The sequence below is a fragment of the Mucilaginibacter oryzae genome, assembly GCF_003148845.1.
Lineage (GTDB): Bacteria > Bacteroidota > Bacteroidia > Sphingobacteriales > Sphingobacteriaceae > Mucilaginibacter > Mucilaginibacter oryzae.
In genome coordinates this window covers 102,140-123,005 of record NZ_QGHA01000007.1, presented here as the reverse complement: position 1 = coordinate 123,005, position 20,866 = coordinate 102,140, and the positions used below count along the sequence as shown (strand labels likewise).

20 protein-coding genes are annotated in these 20,866 nt (G+C 45.7%); 4 read left to right on the top strand and 16 right to left on the bottom strand.

Annotated features, from left to right (window positions below; translation table 11 throughout):
• Positions 1 to 69: 69 nt before the first annotated feature.
• A complete protein-coding gene (locus LX99_RS18130) occupies positions 70 to 2,322 on the top strand; it encodes a transglycosylase domain-containing protein (protein WP_109609149.1) in 2,253 nt (750 codons plus the stop codon).
• A 193-nt stretch (positions 2,323 to 2,515) separates the two neighbouring features.
• Here LX99_RS18130 and LX99_RS18125 read toward each other — a convergent pair whose 3' ends face one another.
• Positions 2,516 to 2,884 carry a bleomycin resistance protein gene (locus tag LX99_RS18125; protein WP_109609148.1) on the bottom strand — a complete coding sequence of 123 codons (369 nt, stop codon included), beginning with the start codon at positions 2,882 to 2,884 and terminating at the stop codon, positions 2,516 to 2,518.
• Between the two features lie 204 nt (positions 2,885 to 3,088).
• Between LX99_RS18125 and LX99_RS18120 the strand changes: the two genes are divergently transcribed.
• A complete protein-coding gene (locus LX99_RS18120) occupies positions 3,089 to 3,649 on the top strand; it encodes an RNA polymerase sigma-70 factor (protein WP_109609147.1) in 561 nt (186 codons plus the stop codon).
• Positions 3,650 to 3,708: 59 nt separating this feature from the next.
• On the opposite strand, the gene LX99_RS18115 is transcribed toward LX99_RS18120, so the two are convergent.
• The 4 genes from LX99_RS18115 to LX99_RS18100 form a co-directional block, all read right to left on the bottom strand.
• Positions 3,709 to 5,865: an FN3 associated domain-containing protein gene (locus LX99_RS18115; RefSeq protein WP_109609146.1), complete on the bottom strand. Its 2,157-nt coding sequence runs from the start codon at positions 5,863 to 5,865 to the stop codon at positions 3,709 to 3,711.
• 24 nt (positions 5,866 to 5,889) lie between these two features.
• Positions 5,890 to 6,915: an NHL repeat-containing protein gene (locus tag LX99_RS18110; RefSeq protein ID WP_109609145.1), complete on the bottom strand. Its 1,026-nt coding sequence runs from the start codon at positions 6,913 to 6,915 to the stop codon at positions 5,890 to 5,892.
• Positions 6,916 to 7,003: 88 nt separating this feature from the next.
• Complete coding sequence (locus LX99_RS18105) at positions 7,004 to 8,461, bottom strand: DUF1501 domain-containing protein (RefSeq protein ID WP_109609144.1); 1,458 nt, start codon at positions 8,459 to 8,461, stop codon at positions 7,004 to 7,006.
• Between the two features lie 5 nt (positions 8,462 to 8,466).
• Positions 8,467 to 10,785, bottom strand: a complete 2,319-nt coding sequence (locus LX99_RS18100) for a PSD1 and planctomycete cytochrome C domain-containing protein (protein WP_109609143.1) — start codon at positions 10,783 to 10,785, stop codon at positions 8,467 to 8,469.
• A gap of 141 nt (positions 10,786 to 10,926) precedes the next feature.
• Between LX99_RS18100 and LX99_RS26290 the strand changes: the two genes are divergently transcribed.
• Both LX99_RS26290 and LX99_RS18095 read left to right on the top strand, forming a co-directional pair.
• On the top strand, positions 10,927 to 11,055 hold the full coding sequence (locus tag LX99_RS26290) for a hypothetical protein (RefSeq protein WP_281270976.1): 129 nt from the start codon (positions 10,927 to 10,929) through the stop codon (positions 11,053 to 11,055).
• Positions 11,056 to 11,167: 112 nt separating this feature from the next.
• On the top strand, positions 11,168 to 12,013 hold the full coding sequence (locus LX99_RS18095; protein ID WP_109609142.1) for a hypothetical protein: 846 nt from the start codon (positions 11,168 to 11,170) through the stop codon (positions 12,011 to 12,013).
• Here the strand turns inward: LX99_RS18095 and LX99_RS18090 are convergent, their stop codons facing one another.
• The 11 genes from LX99_RS18090 to LX99_RS18040 form a co-directional block, all read right to left on the bottom strand.
• On the bottom strand, positions 12,014 to 12,499 hold the full coding sequence (locus LX99_RS18090; RefSeq protein ID WP_109609141.1) for a hypothetical protein: 486 nt from the start codon (positions 12,497 to 12,499) through the stop codon (positions 12,014 to 12,016). It abuts the gene before it with no gap.
• A gap of 149 nt (positions 12,500 to 12,648) precedes the next feature.
• Complete coding sequence (locus tag LX99_RS18085) at positions 12,649 to 13,323, bottom strand: energy transducer TonB (protein WP_109609140.1); 675 nt, start codon at positions 13,321 to 13,323, stop codon at positions 12,649 to 12,651.
• 53 nt (positions 13,324 to 13,376) lie between these two features.
• The gene (locus tag LX99_RS18080; RefSeq protein ID WP_109609139.1) at positions 13,377 to 14,084 is read right to left on the bottom strand and encodes a peptidoglycan DD-metalloendopeptidase family protein; all 708 of its coding nucleotides are present in this window, start codon (positions 14,082 to 14,084) and stop codon (positions 13,377 to 13,379) included.
• 32 nt (positions 14,085 to 14,116) lie between these two features.
• A complete protein-coding gene (rbfA, locus tag LX99_RS18075; protein ID WP_109609138.1) occupies positions 14,117 to 14,488 on the bottom strand; it encodes a 30S ribosome-binding factor RbfA in 372 nt (123 codons plus the stop codon).
• A 98-nt stretch (positions 14,489 to 14,586) separates the two neighbouring features.
• On the bottom strand, positions 14,587 to 14,958 hold the full coding sequence (locus tag LX99_RS18070) for a hypothetical protein (protein WP_109609137.1): 372 nt from the start codon (positions 14,956 to 14,958) through the stop codon (positions 14,587 to 14,589).
• A 10-nt stretch (positions 14,959 to 14,968) separates the two neighbouring features.
• Positions 14,969 to 16,195, bottom strand: coding sequence for an FtsX-like permease family protein (locus tag LX99_RS18065; protein ID WP_109609136.1), 1,227 nt, complete (start codon positions 16,193 to 16,195; stop codon positions 14,969 to 14,971).
• Positions 16,196 to 16,255: 60 nt separating this feature from the next.
• Complete coding sequence (locus LX99_RS18060; RefSeq protein ID WP_022829721.1) at positions 16,256 to 16,894, bottom strand: MBL fold metallo-hydrolase; 639 nt, start codon at positions 16,892 to 16,894, stop codon at positions 16,256 to 16,258.
• 62 nt (positions 16,895 to 16,956) lie between these two features.
• Positions 16,957 to 17,481 carry a Uma2 family endonuclease gene (locus LX99_RS18055; protein ID WP_109609135.1) on the bottom strand — a complete coding sequence of 175 codons (525 nt, stop codon included), beginning with the start codon at positions 17,479 to 17,481 and terminating at the stop codon, positions 16,957 to 16,959.
• 54 nt (positions 17,482 to 17,535) lie between these two features.
• Positions 17,536 to 18,165, bottom strand: coding sequence for a SprT-like domain-containing protein (locus tag LX99_RS18050; protein WP_109609134.1), 630 nt, complete (start codon positions 18,163 to 18,165; stop codon positions 17,536 to 17,538).
• A gap of 138 nt (positions 18,166 to 18,303) precedes the next feature.
• Positions 18,304 to 20,418 carry a ferrous iron transport protein B gene (feoB, locus tag LX99_RS18045; RefSeq protein ID WP_109609133.1) on the bottom strand — a complete coding sequence of 705 codons (2,115 nt, stop codon included), beginning with the start codon at positions 20,416 to 20,418 and terminating at the stop codon, positions 18,304 to 18,306.
• Positions 20,419 to 20,428: 10 nt separating this feature from the next.
• The gene (locus LX99_RS18040) at positions 20,429 to 20,644 is read right to left on the bottom strand and encodes a FeoA family protein (protein ID WP_109609132.1); all 216 of its coding nucleotides are present in this window, start codon (positions 20,642 to 20,644) and stop codon (positions 20,429 to 20,431) included.
• Positions 20,645 to 20,866: the final 222 nt, after the last annotated feature.

Below are 20,866 nucleotides of genomic sequence, written 5' to 3'. Positions count from 1 at the left end.
AGAAACAATTTGATTAAACATCCGTTTGCAGGGGATAAGATTTAGTTTAGTTTTGGATAAAATTGACAAATGAAGCGCCTTAATCCTAAATATATACGCGTAGCAGCATACATCCTTATTCCCTTATTTCTTATTCTGCTAATTGGTAGTTTTGTTGCCTACTCAAAACGCGAAGCCCTGCTTGAAAAAGCCATTAACAAAGCTAAGTTAAAAGCCAAAAACGAGTATAATTTGGATGTAAAAATAGGCTCGGCCAAATTTACAGGGTTAAGTACGGTTTCGTTTTCGGATGTTAGCATTGTACCCGAAGGCCGCGATAGCCTGCTGAACATCAAAAACTTTGCGGTTAGCGTGCGCGTTATGCCGCTGGTTTTAGGCGAGGTAAAACTATCCGACGTAACGCTTGAAGACGGCTTTATTCACCTGGTGAATAATAAAGGCATTAAAAATTTCGATTTTCTTTTCAAAAAGAAAAAGGATTCGACGGCTACGGGCAACAAAGCCGACCTGAGCGTGCTGGCCGATAACCTGATTAACCAGTTACTGTATAAAATTCCGGATAACCTTTCGCTCAATAACTTTACCATCAGCTTTAAAAGCGACAGCGACCAGGTGAAATTGCAGGCCCAAACCGCGCTTATTAAAGACGGGCAGCTTACATCAACCATCAAAGTTAACGATGGCGAGGCTACCTGGCACTTCGCAGGTAAAATGCATCCCTCGGATAAAGACATTGATATAAAGCTTTATGCCGATAACAAGAAGGTGGAATTCCCGCTCATCGAAAAAAAGCTGCGCCTGAAACTGAACTTCGATACGCTGCAAACCAAACTGACCAAAGAAGATCACAGCAGCGGCGAAACCAAAATTTCCGGTTCATGGTCGGTTAAAAATTTGCTGATCCATCACCCGGGTATTTCATCAACCGATATTGTTTTCCCGTCGGCTGCCATTGACGCGGATTTGAGCGTGGGTACCAATTATGTAGCTATTGATAGCACATCGCTTATCCATATTAAAAAGCTTACCGCGCACCCTTATATCAAATACACGCTTAACCCAACCAAAATTTACGAGTTGAAAATCAATACCGGCTGGCAAAATGCGCCGGATGTGTTTGATTCTTTCCCTTCGGGGATGTTCGATGCGTTGGATGGCATCCAGGTGGCAGGTAAACTGAACTATCACATGAACTTTTTCATGGATACCAGCAAGCCCGACGACCTGATTTTTGATTCGGGTTTGGATAAGGATAATTTCAGGATCCTGAAATATGGCCGTACCGATTTAACCAAACTGAACAGCCCGTTTGTGTATACCCCTTACGAAAACGGTAAGCCGATGGCCCCGCACCTGATCGGTCCGGATAACCCGGAGTTTACGCCGTTAAGCCGGATCTCGCCAAACTTAAAGTACGCGGTAATGACTGCCGAGGACCCTTCATTTTACAACAATCATGGTTTTGTAATGGAGGCCATCCGCAAATCAATAGCTACCGATTTTAAGACCAAAAAATATAAACGCGGGGGCAGCGGCATTTCCCAGCAATTAGTAAAAAATGCTTTCCTGAGCCGTGAAAAAACCCTGGCCCGAAAAATAGAAGAGATCATGATTGTGTGGCTGATTGAGAACAACCGCATCATGACCAAAGACCGCATGCTGGAAGTTTATTTCAACATTATTGAATGGGGCCGCGGTATTTATGGCATCGCCGAGGCATCGCACTACTATTTTGGTAAAGCGCCATCCGAACTTAATATTGGCGAGGCTATTTACCTGGCCAGCATTGTGCCATATCCTAAGGGGGGCTTATACGCCTTCCAGCCCGACGGCACTTTGAGGCCCGGCCTGCATGGTTACTTTAACCTGATAGGTAAGCTGATGGCGATGAAGGGTTATACCGCCCGCGATACCAATGCCTACGGTTTTTACGATGTACGTTTGAAAGAAAGCCTTCGCCGCCAGATTGCCCCTGTTGATACCGCCACTGCAGACAGCCTGATGAAACAGGGTGGTGCAGATGATGATGCTATTTTGCCGGTTGTTGAAGAGCCTGTAAAAAGGCCGAACTTTTTTCAGCGCCTGTTTGGTAAAAAAGATACCACGGAGCAAAAAGCCGAAGAAAAGCTGAAGCAGAAAGAGGAAAGCTTAAAAGAGCAGATCAAGGCGCAGATAGAAGCCCTGAAAGCAGATTATAAAGCCCGTATTGATGCGGTTGATACCACCGGCGGCCGTACCCGGAAAGAAGTGCGGCAGGAGCGGCGACGGTTAAAGGATGAAGAGAAGGAGAAGGAAAAAGAATTGAAGGATAAAATGCCGTAAGGCAATGAAAAGGGCGAAAGCCCTTTTTTATTTTACACCGATTTAGGTTATCTGTGGTGCTTCATAGTACGTGTTTAAGTTTGGGGTAAGTTGAAATTTAACCTCTCATTTACTATAACATATTGCGCCAGGACTGGCGCAAATACAAAACCGGGCAACATCAACAAAATCAAAAAAAGCGAAACAGGTATAATCAATCCTCAATCGGTGTAATCCCGGACTTATCTTCAGCAAAATAGAATATATTCCCGTTGTTATCTACAGCGGCAAACTGCCGCAAACCAAAAGGCATTAGTTTTAACGGTCCGTTAGGATGAACAACGCCTGCCTGCCGGTATTCGGCATAAAGGGTGTCGATATCGGTTACATAAATATAGCACCCCATATTGCGGCATTCATCCGGTTTGGCGCAGTGAAATAAATGCATATGGATGCCGTCGCGCTCAAAAATGAGGTATCCGTTGTAGTTGTCAACAAGGTTGAAGCCTAATTTTTGCGTATAAAAATTTATTGTTTTAGCCTCATCAAGCGAAGCCAATACCGGGGTTGACCGTTTAAACATTTGCCGCGTTTTTTTATAAGATGTTGTTCAATTTATTCGGCTTTGTGGTAATATACAAGTTTGATATTGGGCGTAACTTCTTTTTTACAAAATGTTTTTAGTGTGGTTTTTATTATTTCCACATTAAATTTGATGTAGCGATAATTTCTTCTTAACTTGTTAAAGTTTTTTAAAAAGTATTCGGATTAATTAACGGTGATATTAATGGTTCCCGAAAACAAGCTACCTGTAACCTCATTTACTCAAGGCGATGCCAAGGCATTTGAAGCCCTGTTTAAATTGTATTATACCCGGTTAACCTTGTTTGCCAACCGTTTTGTGAATGATTTAACCGTTGCTGAAGAAATAACCGCCGATGTATTTACCCATCTTTGGGAGCGGGGGCATGAAGTAAACTTTGCAACCTCGGTAAGTTCCTATCTTTTTAAAATGGTGCAAAACCGGAGCCTCAATTACCTCAAACGTCAAAAAATAGAAAACCTTTACGTTAATTATCTCGAAAAAAACAACCTGTTCGACGAGTTGCGCAATACCCTCGAGCACGGCCTTGAAGAAAAGGAACTTGCCTTACAGATAGAAGCCGCTATAGCTACCCTACCCGACAAGTGCCGCGAAATATTTGTTTTGAGCCGCTTTAGCGATATGAAGTACCGGGAAATTGCCACACAACTTAACCTGTCGCCCAAAACGGTTGAACGGCAAATGAGCATCGCCCTCGAAAAACTGCGGCAGGTGCTTAAGCATGTAAGTTATATGTTTTTTTAAGCGTTCGTTATTGAACAACGGTCGGCACTATATTGAAAATGAAGCCCTTTTTCATAACATCAATTTAAAAACACCTCATCTACAAACACCCAACCCGGTTTGCCCTTTGCCGGGTGCCAGGCCGGTACACTTTTAATGGGTTTGGCTATCAGTTTTATACAGGATACCCGCTGTGCCGATTTGAGTTTACAGGCCAACGGTATCAAGCCAAAATCGTCGGTTTTTAAAGGGCTGGCTGTTTTAATTGAACTTAACAGGCTTAGGTGTTCCTGGTCGGCGCCGCCCCAAACCTCCACCCCTGCCGGCAGGAAGATCTGCGAACCGGTATTGCGCATGGTATTTAAGCTTACCGAATGCAGATAGACTGGTTTATTAAACCATATCATTACCGCCAGGTCTTTTTGCGAAGCAACCCATTTGCCGTTGCCAAAGTTATTGCCGCCAAGCTCTTTATCAATAACGGTTTTGGCGCCATCGCCTTTGTATTTACTGTCAGGATATTGGATAAACCGGATGCTATCTGGCGTATAGGCACATTTGTAAATATTAAACTGTACGGTATCGCTTCCCTGCCAACCGGCTTTAAAAGCCCGGGCTTTGATAACGGTGCTTTGCGTAAGTACCACGCCGGGTTTGTAACTGGCGGCACGGATGCTGTCGGGCGCGCTGCCATCAGTTGTGTAACGGATATCCGCCCCTTTGATGGGATTGCTCAACTGTAAATTGTATTGCTGTTTAAAAACAACGGCGGCATCTTTTAATTGCGGGTTGGTAAGCTTCATTACCCGGCCATCATCTTTAAAGCCGGTTAACAGCTTTAGTTTAGGGTTTTGATTTTGGAGGTACCTGATGTCGGAAGCGCTCAAACCGGTATCCCAAACGGCCAGTTCTTCAAGGTTTTTCAGCGCCGCGATCTGTTTAATATCGCTGCCGCTTAGTTTAACACCCGCTATCGATAAGCTTTTAAGATGTTTTAACCCGGCCAGATCTTTTAAGCCATTTCCTGTAACCTCGCTAAAATTAAGGATAAGCCTGCGCAGGTTTTCAAAATCAGCTATCGCTTTCAGATCGGCATCTTTTACCGGCATTTTGTTCAGGTCAATCGATACTACCTGTTTTTTTACCGGGTTTAACTCGCTCAATACCTTGCCGCTGTAGGTGGTTTTATTGTAGATGTTCACTGCCAGGGCTGCCGACTCACGCGCCAGGGGATAAACAGACCGATAGTTGTTGTTAAGTTTCTGAATGTCTTTTTCATTGGCGGTCGGGAAATCGTAAACTTCCGCTGCTCCTTCGGCTGGTTTAAGCATGGCGGCGGCTATCATCCGTAATGAATCGGTAGCGGGCAGATCGGTTACTTTTTTGTTAAAACCCGCTTTGCCTTTTATCCACAGGTAAAGCAGCATTTTTTCGTTATCGCTCAATTGCATTTTACCCGCTGGCGGCATGTGCTTTTTTTCGGTTTCGGGGAGGTGTACGCGTTGCAGGAGCAGGCTCATGGCCGGATCGCCGGCGATGAACAGTTTGCCGCTTTTGCCGCCTTTCATTATCGATGCGGAATCGCCGAGCATTAAGCCGCCTTTCATTTTATCGGCGCTGTGGCAACTAAGGCATTTTACTTCAAATATGGGTTTGATCAGATCATTATAAACCAGGGCCTGATCTATCGTAACAGCTTCTTTTGTTTTATCCATTACGGGGCCTAACACAAAATCCTGCCCGTGGGTGAGGTTACCGCCAAGGTGCCCCGCAACCAGCAGGCAAAGCACTGTTATCAATGCCCCCGTTTTGGCAAGGGTAATGGTATATTTTGATGTGTTGCGGATAAGATAAACCGCGTAGCCGGTAAATGCTACACCTACGCCAAACCATTTATGCCACAGCAGGGTATCGCCTTCGTAGCCCGGCTCGCGCGAGAGGAACAGCCCCATAATTACCGTTACTGATGATAACAGCGCACCTAAAACAAGCAGGTAACTGGTAAAGGTCTGGTACAGCTTTTCGTTCATAAACTCCGGCCTGAAACGGAAAAACTCCATTACCATAGCCAGCATCAGTATCACGATAGGGAAATGCAAAATAAGCGGGTGCATGCGGCCAAGGGGCTGTAACCAACGCGGTACAACCAGGCTGTCGCTGGCCACGAGCAACACTACAATAAAAATATTGAGGGCAAACAATGCCCCTTCTGCAAAACCTTTGTGGCTGCTTTTCATACTTAACGGTACCGTGTATTTTAATTAAACCCTGGTGAATTTGTAAGGATACACTTTGCCCGATGCCCATTGTGCCACATACAGGTTTTCATCATTGTCCACACAAACATCATGCGGGTTCAGGAAAATCTTTTCGGCCTGGGCCATGGGTTGCAATACGCCATCAACATAGGTTGGCTCGGTACCCCCTAAATTAGAAACTACCTTGTTGTTTTTATCTAAAATGGTTGTAAAACCGGTGTTCTCGGCACCGAGATTGGGTGAACGGAGTACGGCGGCGTATAAATGGTCGCCTTTAATTACCGGGCGGCAAACACAGGCTCCGGGCAGGTTAATTACTTCCTGCAATTTGCCATCCATGCTGAAACGTTTAAAGCAGTTGCGGGTACGGTCGGTGATCAGCAGGGTCGGCGTATCATACCTCCTGTCAATCACTATGCCGTGGGCATTGTCCAGGTGTTCATCACCTTCGCCTTTGCCGCCAAAAAAACCTTTCAGTTTGCCGTCCTTATCGTAATGGGTGATGTATTGCGCACCGTAGCCATCGGCAATAAAAATATCGCCGTTGCTATCAATGGTGGTTTCTGTAGGTATAAATTCTTCGGCTTTTTTGTAAACGCCAGTTTCCAGCGGTACATCAATGGTCATTAATAGCTTACCATCCAGCGTGGTTTTGTAAACCTGGTGTTTTACGGTATCGGTAATAAATAAAAATTCGGTGCCGTTTTCATTAAACAGGGTTAAGCCGTGCGCGCCCGGAAAATCATGCCCCCAGGAACCAAGCAGTTTACCCGATTTATTGTAGATGAGTACATTGTTTTTAGTTTCGTTGGTAAGCAATAAAATGCGCCCTTTCGAGTCCTGCACCATCTCATGGCAATCATTCACGGGGTTTTTCTGCGAGTCGGCCTTGCTCCAGTTTTTATCCATGCGGTAACGCATATTACCATGGCCGTAAATTGGTCCGTTATCTTTTGCTAACATATCTTTCGCTATAAAAAAGCCTGCTGATAAAACTGAAGTACGTTTGATAAATTCTCTTCTTTCCATCTGTTTTTTGGGATTACACCGATTTTTTTTGATTCTTTTTTTTTAAGCCCTCTCCCTTCAGGGGAGGGTTGGGAGGGGCCTTGGGGTGTTACGTTATAATCCCCTTCACCACATTCCCGGCCACATCGGTTAACCTGTACCGCCTGCCCTGGCTTTTAAAGGTTAGTTTTTTATGGTCGATGCCTAACTGGTTTAAAATGGTGGCGTGAAAATCATGCACATGCACCGGGTCTTTGATAATGTTATAACCAAACTCGTCGGTTTCGCCGTATACGATGCCTGGTTTAATGCCGCCGCCGGCCATCCAGATACTGAAACAGCGCGGATGATGGTCGCGGCCGTAGTTGGCTTTTTCCAGTTTACCCTGGCTGTAGTTGGTACGCCCAAACTCGCCGCCCCATATTACCAGCGTTTCGTCAAGCAGGCCACGTTGCTTCAAATCGGTTACCAGGGCAGCCGAAGCCTGGTCTACATCTTTAGCCTGACCGGCCATTTCCTGTGGCAGGTTGCTGTGCTGGTCCCAGCCCTGGTGATAAAGCTGTACAAAGCGTACCCCGTTTTCGGATAGCTTGCGGGCCAGCAGGCAGTTAGCCGCGTAAGTGCCGGGGATGAGGCATTCGGGGCCGTACATTTTCACAATATCATCAGGCTCTTTGCTTACATCCATAATTTCGGGTACGGCGGTTTGCATCCGGTAGGCCATTTCGTATTGCTGTACCTTGGTGTTAATCTCCGGATCGCCAAACTCCTTATAGTTCATGTCGTTAAGCTCGGCCAGTTTATCCAGCATTTTGCGGCGTTCGTGGCGGTTCAACCCTTCAGGGTCTTTCAGGTAAAGGATCGGGTCTTCGCCGCTGCTAAACTGTACACCCTGGTGAATGGAATCAAGGAAACCATTGCTCCATAATTTAGAGTAAACGCCCTGTCCGTTACCTTTTCCCTTAGAGAGCAGTACGGTAAAGGCAGGCAGGTTTTTATTTTCGCTGCCGAGGCCATAGCTTACCCACGAGCCCATGCTTGGCCGGTTGCCCTGCTGGGCGCCCGTCTGGAAAAAGGTAAGCGCCGGATCGTGGTTGATAGCATCGGTGTTGAGCGATTTGATAATGCAGATATCATCCGCGATTTTGCCGATGTGCGGAAACATGTCGCTGATCCACGCGCGCGATTCGCCGTATTGCTTAAAGTCATAAAACGAGCCCACCAGCGGGAACGAAGCCTGCTTGGCCGTCATCCCGGTAAGGATCTGGTTACCGCGAACGGATGGGGGCAGCTCCTGCCCCATCATCTCGCGCAGTTTCGGTTTATAATCGAATGATTCCAGTTGCGAGGGCGCGCCATCCTGAAACAGGTAGATCACCCTTTTTGCTTTCGGTGCAAAATTGGGTATGCCCGGAATAAAATCTGCTTCCGCTTCATCCCCCTTACCGCTAAACAGATCAGGAATGAGCAGCGAACCCAGCGCCACGCTGCCTATGCCAAGGCTAAGCCTTGAAAGGAACCGACGGCGGTTTATATTAAGCCTGTTTTCTAAAAAATCTTTTTCCATACAACTCAGGTTTTGGTAATGGCTTCTTCCAGGTTATACATGGTGTCTACGGTTTTCATCATGGCAGCCAGCGTTATTTTATTCAAGTTGGCCGGTACCGGGTATTCGCCAACGGCGAGCAGCTTTTCGGCATCGGCTTTTTTCATGCTTTTCAACTCATCATTATAGTATGATGTTAAAATGTCCAGTTCTTTTTGCTGCGGGTGGCGGCACATAATCAGCCTGAAAGCTTTGGTAATCTTCTCAGCAGATGTGCTTTTATCCTGTAGTAGCTTAGCTGCTAATACCCTCGCGCTTTCTAACACGGTTGGGTCATTAAGCATTACCAAAGCCTGCAATGGTGTGTTGGTGCGGAGGCGTTTCACTTCGCACTGGTCGCGGTTACTGGCATCAAAAATCCCTAACGATGCCGGTGGAACGGTGCGTTTAATGAGCGTGTACATGCCCCGGCGGTACAGGTTTGGTCCGTGTACCTGCTTGTAATTTGCCAAAATGCCCCTGCCCGATGTTGCATTTTCCCAAAGGCCGGGAGGCTGGTAAGGGTTAACACTCGGCCCGCCTATGGTTGGGTTGAGCAACCCGCTGCTGGCCAGTACCAGGTCGCGAACAAACTCGGCGGGTAACCTGCCGCGCGGCCCCCTGGCTAATAAGGTATTATCAGGATCATCCTTCAGCTTTTCGGGTGTTACCACTGCCGACTGGCGGTACGTGGCCGACATGACAATTTGCTTAACCAGTCGTTTTATATTCCAGCCATGATCGCGAAAGTCAACGGCCAGCCAGTCTAAAAGTTCCGGGTGCGACGGAAGGTCGCCCTGCATGCCAAAATCGCCCGAGCTTTTAACTATCCCCTTGCCAAAAAACTCCTGCCATACCTGGTTCACAAACACACGCGCGGTAAGCGGGTTTGCTTTATTGAACAGCCACTCCGCAAGGCCTAACCTGTTTTTGGGATAGTTATTGGCGAAAGGCAAGATCGATTTCGGCGTTCCGGCCTGCACCTCATCGCCATGGGCATCGTAGTTTCCCCGTTTAAGGATATAGGTTGGCCGCACCTTGTCGCTATCCGTCATGATGGATACAATGAGTTTATCCGTATCCTGCTTGTTTACAAACGTGAGGATTTTTTTAACATCCTCGTTACTGATCTGCATCATGGGGTTTTTGGCATAGGTTTCCGGCCCGCCCACGGTTGATTGCAAGCCTACCTCTTTTACGTTGTTAAAAAACGCGTAAACCTGGTAATATTCTTTCTGGGAAAAGGGATCGTATTTATGATCGTGGCAATGCGCGCACTCCAGTGTAATGCCCAGCATGGCTTTGCCAAAGGTATTGGTGCGGTCGGTTACGTAGCTTACCCGGTATTCTTCGTCAATAACGCCCCCTTCTTCGGTTATTTTATGGTTGCGGTTAAAACCTGTGGCCAGCAGTTGTTCTTTGGTGGCGTTTGGCAGCTGATCGCCGGCCAGTTGCCAGGTAATAAACTTATCGTAAGGCAGGTTTTCGTTATAGGCATGAATCACCCAATCGCGCCATGGCCACTGGGTGCGGTAATTATCATCCTGGTACCCGTGCGAATCGGCATAGCGGGCAACGTCAAGCCAGTGCAGCGCCATTTTTTCGCCGTATTGCGGTTTTGCCATCAGCTTATCCACCATTTTCTCATAGGCGTTCGGGCTTTTATCGGCGGCAAACTCATCCATTAAAGCTAAAGATGGCGGCAAGCCGGTCAGATCGAGCGAGATGCGTTTTAACAGGCGTTCTTTATCCGCTTCGGGGTTGGGTTCCAGTCCGGCCTGTTCCATTTTTTTCAGCACAAAATTATCTATGGGGTTTTTTACCCATTCCGTGTTCTTTACCTGCGGCACAGGGTAATTGCGCGGCGCTACAAAAGCCCAGTGCTTTTCATACTTAGCCCCTTGTTTTATCCATTTTTCAATCAGCGAAACCTCGTAAGGCGACAGCCTTTTAAGGTTTGATGAAACGGGCGGCATTTGCTCGGTCGAATCTTTGGTTGAGATACGGCGGTAAAGTTCGGAAGCCAAAGGATCGCCGGGTACAAGCGCGTGCGATGACGGGTTGTCTTTTAAAGCCCGGTAAGCGTCTTCCGCTATGTCTAAACGTAAATCAGCCTCCCGGTGACCGGCATCCGGCCCATGGCACTTAAAGCATTTATCCGAAAGGATGGGCCTGATATTAAAATTGTAGCTGATGGTATCAGGAACCTGCTCACCGGCTATGCCGCTGCCCGAATGGCAGGAATAAAGCGTGTAGAGCATGCTTACGGATGCCAGGAGCCACACATAATACGTTTTTCGTAACATGGGGTTAAAAATTGGTCTGCTTTAGGGTTATTTAATTTATAGCATAATTTGAAATTACAAGCTATGCCCAAATGCTTTGCGGAGCACAATATACAATCAAAAATATAATGTTCATACATTTTGTATAAATGTTTTTACATAATGATATCGAAGCCGTGGTTTTTAGCATTTTATGATAACGTAAGGATGTTTTTTGTTGAAGATAGCAGCAGGGTGAATGACGGTTATGATGAGATTGAAAAGTATTATGGAAATCCTTCGTGCTATTAATAAAAAAGGGGCAGCTTAACTTAAATAAATTTTTTTCGTAAAAGATAGGATACATTGTAGTTTTATACCGTTTATTGCAGAGGCAGGTATAAACAAACCATTTAATACACGAATGAAACTGAAATTGAAGCTTGCATTGCTGTTTGTTTTGATAGCGATAACCGGTTTTGGTTTTTACCTGTACCAGCGATATGGCCTGGAGGGGCGTTACGCTTTTAAACCCGAAAAAAAGCACAAAAATGAGGTGCTACGCGTAGGTATTATCGGCGATAGCTGGGCTACAGGTATCACCATTGATACCATTATAAGGGATGAGTTTTTGAAGCGAGGGTTTAAAACCGAGGTAATCTCGTTCGGGCAGCCGGAGGCTAAAACCAAGCAGATTTATGATAATTTGCATGCGCAGCCCAACCAGCCTTATTCCAGTTACGAGATATTGCACCACAACCTTGATTATTGCATTATTTTGGCCGGTACCAGTGATGCCGAGGGCGAAATGGGCGCCAAATTTTATGCCTATTATTGTTCACTCATTATCAGCGACCTGGCGCGGAACCATATTGAGCCGGTTTTTGTAACCATGCCCGAGTTTGGTTTTAAGGAAGAAACCGACAGCCTTGATCTGTTGAAGAAAGTGCGCAATGAGCTATCGTCTTTGCTGATAGATAACGGCAGCACCCGTAGCCTGGATGAGTACCGAAGACAGGCGGGCGATATGTTAAAGAATACAGGACTGGAGGATTCGAGCATTGTGGTACCCTTTAACCTGGTGTGCGATGATTATGAAAAGCATAAGATCCTTTACCGGAATACCGGCCACCTTTCAACCATAGGCAAACAGAAAATGGGCAGGCTGATTGTTGAGTATATCATAGCAAAGGAAAAAGCCTCTAAAACCAGGCCGGTTAATGCCAATATTGTTGAAGCCGCCCCGGAAAGAAAATCAAAAAAAGCCTGACTATTTAGTGGCTATCGCTTCCAGTTTTTTAATATCCAGGTAAACGATGTATAAGGGGATGATGCCGAAGATTCCGAAACAGCAATCGATACAACGCCAGTAAACCGGGATGCCCCTGATTGGCCCCGCGATAAAAGCCAGCGGAAATACCATTACGCAGGCAATCATGCCAAACTGGATCACCCATATGTTTTTAACCGGGTTAATAAGCGGCCCCACAAATACTAATGCTATAACCAGGTGTGCAAAGGCAAGCCAATCGGTACCATAGGCAAGATAAGGATATGCGTGGTGTGTGTTTTTTACGGCAAGGTATACCCCGCTTAGCCAATCGCGTATGAATTGAGGGAATAATGACGAATGCCCGGCCAGCCAGCCAAGCTCTGTTTCGATAGGAAAGGCGGTGATACCGCTTAATACAAGGCCGATAATAAATAAGATTATCCAGGTTTTTACCCGTTTGCGAAGGTTTGGTTCGGTTTTCATGATGTGAGCACGTTTAAATCTCGCGCTCACAAAAATACAAAAATTTCAGTAATTACTGAAATTTTTGTATGTTAAGATAAGGATTTACAGAGTCGGAGGGAAAAAGAACGCCTGCAAAGGTATTATGCTATTGTTCCCCTTTCAGGGGGTTAGGGGGTACAATATTTCCTGATAAAATCATCGGCTTTATCGCTGCCGATGTTGCGGATAAAGTTCCAGTCGGCGCATGCGCCGGTTTTATCGCCCTGTTTAAATTTTTCGTTGGCCCCGCTCAGCTGATCATTGATAAAATCATCGTCATAGCCAAGCTGCCTTTTAATGCCGAGGATAACGGCCTCTTTAGCGGTATCGGCCTTGCCTTGGTATTTGTTGATGTAGTAGTTGGTAACGGCGTTTTCAAGTTCCTGCTGTGCTTTATAACCCGCAATGGCGCTTTGCATGTCGCGGATATTGGCGGGGCCGCAGCGTGCAGGGTCCGGGTCAAAGCGGATGGGCTGGACAATGGTTGTACTGATATTATATGCCGTTGGAATGGCCCACTGCCCCGAAGTAAGCCTGATTACGCGCAGTGCCTCTTCGTCAAGGTCAATACCCGGCCCCTGCTGTACCCGGGCATTGTGTACCACGCCGTCTTTATCCAGTGTAAATGATACGTTGATGGTGCCCGAAATGCAGTTTTGCCGCGAGTACTCCGGGTACACTATTTTGGCTTTCAGGAAATCGGTAAGCGCCTGTTGTCCGCCTTTAAAGGCAGGTTGCTGCGCCGCTGCAATTCCCGCAGAAAAAAGCACCAGTGCGATATGGAGATACAACGCTTTAAGCATAGTATAAATATCGACAATAAATTGGGTAATATGTTTGTTTTTAAAAGGTTGTTTTAGTCAATATTCACCGCTTTGGGAAATTGTAATATCAACCCGGGATCGGGGATGTTTTGCTGCCATTTTTCCATTTCCGAAAATTTGCACACTCCGGGATAGTCGCCCCGCCTACCCTCTATATCAAACATCAGCTGAAAATGCAGGTGCGGCGGCCAGTTGCCGTTTTCCTCAATTTCGCCAAACCGGGCTATCTGTTGATTTCGGACGACGGGCATGCCGACAGATAAAGCCAAAAGGCTTTCGCGGTTTAAATGGCCGTACAGGCTATACAATATCAAACCATCCAGGTTATGTTGTAATATGATGGTCGGTCCGTAATCGCCTATATGGTTGTTATCCTGGTGGCTATGAACAATACCATCCAGCGGCGCGTAAACCGGCGTTCCGGCACCGCCCCAGATATCTACTCCCAGATGTAAACGACGGGGTTCATCTTCGGTATCAAAATGGCTGCTGAAAGCATAGATGGTGCGATGTTCCAGATAGCCGCCAACGCCGTAGCGGCATTTATTAGCAGCGAGCTTATCAATAACCCAACTGTTAAAAAGATCAGTGTCGTTAATAAGCCCGGTAGTTAGCTCCTTATTAGCCGCAGTAAGGTCGAGTTGAAAAAGCCGGTCAGTTTCGGCATCAAAATCAACTACTTTACCAATATTTTCCGGGTGATTTTTGATGTAATCAGCTAAGTGCCTATGCTTTTCCATAGCTACTGCCAATACCAACTGCTACTGCGCTGTTACTCATTATCGGACTGGCGCTCTTCCTTGCTAATTTTATCAAAAATTTTGTCCATGCGCTCCACGTATTCGCTGGTATCATCAACAAAAAACTCAAGCTGAGGGATAATCCTCACCTGATCTTTAATGCGTGCTCCCAGTTTATACCTGATTTCTGAAGCGTGCGATTTGATGGTATGCAAGGCTGTTTGCACATTGGGGTTGCCTAAAAAGCTTAAAAAAATGCGTGCTATAGCCAAATCGGGCGTTACACGCACTTTGGTTATCGTTACCAGGGTGTTGGGCAAATAGTTCATGCCTTCGCGCTGAAATATTGCTGCAAGGTCTTCCTGTATTACTCCGGCAAATTTTTGCTGACGTTTTGATTCCATGTGTTGTAAGTTAAAGCCGATGAGGCGGATTATATTAATGCTTAATGCCTGGATGCAAGGTATTGTTTCAGGCTTTTACTAACAATAACGCAGGGATGTTAGTTACATACATCCTGCGGAATTTCTTTAGTTATTTTTATTACTTTTTTTACCACGATGGTGCTGTCATATTCGGCGCCCATACCTATTTTTCCTGATTTTGATTTGATCCCCTCCACTTCAACGTAAACGGGTTCATAGGGCTTTTCAAAATTAAGCTGCGAGTATTGCAGTTCAAGTTTCGCCGAACTGTCTACCGCCCAAAACTCCTGGCCGCTATCACAATCTTTAAACGATTTTATTTCAGGACCGGCACTGTACAAGCCTTTATAAACAACCTCCCGGCCTTCTTTATCGTTATGATGATTACAGGCAGTAGCGGCAACAGCCACAAGCAGCAACACAAAAATTTTGATATACCTTATACCCATAATGGCAAATTTATAAATCCTGATTTATTTCGTCCAATCCTTTAATACTTAAACGGGCGCTGATGCCCGAAGCAATTACCGAAATGCCGCCAACGGTTAGCAGCACCAAGCCAAAATCTTTAATCCTGAGGTCGACCGGGTAAGCGTCAATTGCAGACATATGCGTGCCCATCTTTATTAATCCGTAATGCTGTTGCACCAGGCAAAAAACAGTGCCCAGTATAATACCCGTAACACAGCCGATAGCGGTGATCATCATCCCTTCGAAAAAGAAAATCCCCTGGATCAGGTTTTTGTTGGCGCCCAGGCCGCTTAAAATTGCAATGTCCTTCCGCTTATCAATAACCAGCATGGTTAACGAGCCAATGATGTTAAATATTGCGATGATGAGCACAAAGGTAAGGATCATGTATACAGCCCAGCTTTCGTAATTAAGGGTTTTATACAATTCGCTGTTTTGTTCCTTGCGGTTTTTTACCGTAAAGTCTTTCCCTATTTTATCAATAATACTTTGCTGAACGGCGTTGATATCAGTGCCTTTTTTATAATTAAGCTGTATGGACGATACGTTTACGGGCTGATCGAGCAAATCGCGGGCAAATTCGATGGGTGTAACCGCAATATCGTCAAATTCCTGTTGTATGGCAAATACACCTGCAGGGTTAATGGAACGCACTACAAACTCATTAAGCGGGTTGGCCGAATTTTCGGCATCACGCCGGGGCGAGTAAATAATCAGGGGCGAAAGTTCGTCGCGCACGTTCACGCCCAGGCTACCCTGTATGGTGGCGCCAATAACTGCGTAATTGTGCCCCGCACTTTTTAAAGTGAACGATCCGGCAGCTACGGTACTATCCAACTGGGGGTTTTTCAAAAAATCGTCGCTTACGCCCATTATGGTGCCCAAAATTGGCCTGTCGCCGTATTTGATGAGCGCTTTTTCCTGCAAAACCTCCGTATACGAAAACAAACGGGCGTCCCGGTGCAGGTTTTTAAAGTAAGGCGTGTTTGGATTGAATGTTTTCCCAAGCTTCGCTTCAATTTTTATTTCGGGCGTAAAATTACTGTATAGCGACAGGATCACCTTTTCGAACCCGTTAAACACCGACAGGATGATGAGCAAAGCGGCGCTGCCTATCAATACCCCCAGCATGGATATACCCGAGATGATATTGATAGCATGCATTTTTTTACCCGAAAACAGGTAACGCTTAGCTATGTAAATGGAGGTGTTCAATTGTGTGGGGTTTTACGTTCAGGTTAGCTGAGGTGTGGATAATATATGTTAAGCAGATAACTATGTTAAAAACGGATTGTTTTGTTTTTCGTAACCGATTGTTGTTGAAGGGCCATGACCCGGATAAACGGTAACATCATCGGGCAGGGTAAACAGTTTGGTTTCTATATTATCTATCAGCTGGGTAAAGTTACCGCCGGGCAGATCAGTACGGCCGATACTTTGCCTGAACAATACGTCTCCTCCTATCAATATCTGATCCTCTTTATCATAAAAACAAAGGTGCGCAGGCGAATGCCCGGGTGCAAATATTAAATGCAAGGTAGTATTACCGAATTGGATACTGCCTGTTTCGGGCAAAAATTCATCAGGAACGGGCGAAACCTCATACCTGAACCCCATGCTGGGGGCATAGGCAACAACCGCTGCCAAAGTTTCCGATTCGCCGATGTGAAATTGGGGCTTCAAACCCCATTGGTCAAATACAAATTTATTACCCAGCACATGATCAATATGGCAATGAGTATTGAGCAGGCGTACCGGCTTCAGGTTATTGTTTTTGATGAAAGCAACAACCGCATTTTGCTCGGGCGCGGTGTACATACCCGGATCAATGATGACACACTCGCCGGTTTCATCGTACAAAATATAGGTGTTTTCCTGGTAAGGGTTATTTACAAACGATATAACTTTTGCCATGCCGTAAAAGTACGGAATAAATTGATTGGGGAGTGAATAGTAGCTTTACAACCGAGGCCTGGTTACAAATTAAAGCTGCACCCTAAAACCTCCGACGTGATTTTTCCGGTTAATTCATAAACTAACTCGTACTGATTAATCTCGTTTAAGGCAAACATGACCACCTTTTTATCGGCTGGGTCTATAATAAAATATTCCTTCACCCCTGCTTTTTCGTATAGGTTTTTCTTCTTTAAGGTATCATGGATGCGGTTGCCCGACAGGATTTCGAAAACAACATCGGGAGCCCCATATATACCATCTTTATGGATGATTGATTTATTTTCGTTGAGAATTACCAAAACATCTGGTTTTAAAACAGATTGTTCCTGGTCAAAGTAAACATCAGCCGGGGCGTGTAAAATAACGCCTTTGCCGGTTTCTTCGAGATAATTGTATAGTAGAGCAGAAAGCTTTACGGAAATGAATTGGTGATCGGTATTAGGCGCAGGAGTCATGATGAGTTGGTTATACAATACTTCGCACCTTGTACCTTCCGGTAACGTCCGGTAAATATCTACAGCAGTTGCAGGGATGGTAGCGCCCATGTGGTATTGTTTTTACGCTAATTTAGCTGAAAGAACTTAGATAACAAAGCATTGCTACGCCGCCGTAGCCCCCTCTATCAACTCAACCTCTGCCACGGGGCTAAACAAATAAACACGCCGGGTAGCTACTTCGGTGCATTTAAAGCGTTTACGCAATTTTTCATCTTTTCTGAACACGCGGCCATCCTTTAGTTTAAACAAAGCTTTAAGCGGAATTTTTTCAACGGTTAAAATAGCTTCGGAAGCTTTTGGCGGGTCGTATTTACGCAAGGCGCGGTACAGGTCGAGATCAGAGCAGCTTGAAGCTGCCGGGTTATCCAGGTAACTTACTATAGCCTTTTTAATATCAGCCGGGAAAATATCTTTTTCAAAAAAAGGCTGCATCATTTTTTTGAAGTTGGTTTTCCACTCGGCGCCGTGCGGTTTGGCTTTCTGCTTGTGCTCGTTCCAGGTATGCAGGTGTGCAAACTCATGCACAGTTGTTACCAGGAAGGCATAGGGATTAAGGTTGTAATTAACCGAAATACGGTGCCCGTTACCGCCGTAAGGCGCACGGTAATCGCCAAACTTGCTGTTGCGGTTGCGCGAAATTTTAAACTCGCATTTAAAGTAGTCAATCCACCGGGCAATAAGCGGAGCTGCTTCTGCCGGTAAATATTTCTCTAAAATTTTTACTTTATCCAATGTTTACCTCTAAGCAAAGATAGCGCTTTGCTGCTTATAGTTGATGGTTCATGGATCATAGTTTTTTTAGAACATATAGATAATAGACAAGCTGTTGTTCAGGCCATGAACCATCAACTATGATCCATGAACCAAAAACTACTTCAGCCAGTGATAAACAATAAACGAAGCGGTGTAAGCCAGCGCTGTCATGTAGGCAAACTGCGCGGCGGGCCAGCGCCAGTCTTTAGTTTCGCGGTAAACCACCGCGACGGTACTGGCACATTGCATGGCAAAGGCGTAGAATATCATTAGTGAAAATGCTACTGCAAGGGTAAATATAGGCTGCCCTGTATCGGGGTTGCGGGCCTCGCGCATTTTTTCTTCTACCGATTGCAGTTTGTCGGCATCTCCCTCAACACTGTAAATGGTGGCCATGGTGCCCACAAAAACTTCGCGGGCAGCGAAGGAACTGATGAGCGCTATACCAATTTTCCAGTCGAAGCCCAAGGGTTTGATAACAGGTTCAATAACATGACCAAATACGCCCGCGTATGAGTTTTCCAGCTTTTCGGAAGCGATAACCTTGGCAAGGCTGTCGGGTGTCATGGTTTTAGTGTACCGGGGCTGGGCGTATTGCTGATCTATCTGCGCGAACCTGTTGCCGGGGCCGTATGATTTCAATACCCAAAGTATGATGGATACCGCGATTATTACTTTACCGGCCTGCAGCACAAAGGTTTTTGACCTGTCGTACATGGTAAAGATCACATTTTTCCACCTTGGCATGCGGTATACGGGCAGTTCCATAATAAAGTATCCCCGTTCGCGGGCTTTAAGCACAAACTTCATTACAAAGGCAACAATAACGGCAGATACGATACTAAGCACGTACATTGCGGTGAGCGCGAGGCCCTGCAGGTTAAAAATCCACCATATGTTACGGTTGGGCACCACAAGCGAAATTAACAAGGTGTAAACCGGTAAACGGGCCGAACAGGCTACCAGCGGGGTTACCATGATGGTGATCATCCTGTCTTTCCAGTTTTCGATGGTGCGGGTGCTCATGATAGACGGAACCGCGCAGGCAAACCCGCCAATAAGCGGTACAACCGACTTGCCGTTTAAACCCACCTTACGCATCACTTTATCCATCATAAAGGTAACGCGCGACATATAGCCGGTATCTTCCAATATCGAAATCAATGCAAACAGGATGGCGATTTGCGGTATAAACACCAATACCCCGCTGAGTCCGGCCAATATGCCATCATTGATCAGGCTGCTCAATGGCCCGGCGGGCAACTGTTTGGCCGCTAATGACTGCAGCCATACAAACAGATCCTCAATCAGCGACATGGGGTATGCCGACCAGGAGAAAATAGCCTGGAAAATGAACAACAGTATCGCGAAAAAGATCACAAAGCCAAATACTTTGTGGGTAAGGATCTTATCAATTTTATTGCTTACCGATTCGTTGTGCGCGGCCTGCGGTTTGGTAACCGTATCATAAAGCAGATCATTGATAAAATTGTAGCGGGCAATGGTTTCTGAGGCCTGTGCTTTTTGTGAATTAAAACCATGTTCCTGCTCCAGCGCTTCAATCCGGTCGCTCTCTTCGTTTGAAAGGTAACTTAAAGTTTCATGCTGGTGGGCAAGCTGCAGGGCTATATAGGGGTTGTCAACCTGCAATTCACTGCTTATTTGCGCTATAATGCCGGGTGCGAGGCTTTGAACGTCAATGGTATCTTCCTGCAGGGCAACCTTGTTGGCGTAGGCTATGGCGGTTTTTAATTTATCTATCCCCTCCGATTTCCTTGCCGAGATAGGCACTACGGGTACGCCGAGTTTTTTAGCCAACAGGTCAACATTGATTTTGATGCCCGCCTTTTGGGCCACATCCATCATGTTCAGGGCAACAATAACAGGGATTTTTAAGTCGGCTATCTGGGTGTAGAGCAGCAGGTTGCGTTTCAGGTTCGAGGCATCTGCTATTACCACAACCAGATCTGGTACCAGGCCTTTTGATTTATCGGCCAGTACCGAAAATACAATCGATTCGTCTTTGCTTTTTGGGTAGATGCTATAGGTGCCGGGCAGATCTATAATTTCGGCCGTGCGGCCATCGGGCAATTGGCAGGCGCCGGTTTTTTTATCAACCGTTACCCCCGGGAAGTTTCCAATTTTTTGATTTAGCCCGGTAAGTATATTAAACAGCGTTGACTTACCGGTGTTGGGGTTCCCTACAAGTGCAACTCTTATATCGGCGTTCAATATTTACAAGTTATTGCAAAACAATGGTTGATGCTTCAAATTTACGCAGGCTTAGCTGGTAACCCGACACGCTGATGGCAATAGGATCGCCAAGGGGCGCTATACGCGAAACACAAATCTCTTCTCCTGGTAAACAACCCATCTCCATCAGTTTTACCGACATTTCAAGGTCGGTAAATTCTTTTACTATACCTGTTTCGCCTATTGATAACTGTGACAGCTTCATCTTACAATAATTATAACGAAGCAAATGTAAGCTTATTTGTATTAAATCCAAATAAGATTGATGCTGTTACAGCAAGATTTTTTTAAATGACTCAATGATGAAATTTGATGATGGTATAGGAAGATGTTCCACTTTTAAACCTGAACACGCAGCACTTTTTCAAAAAACAAAAGGTGTTTATAATGAGGGGCTTAGGTCTTTGCACTATTCTGCCTGAAGCCG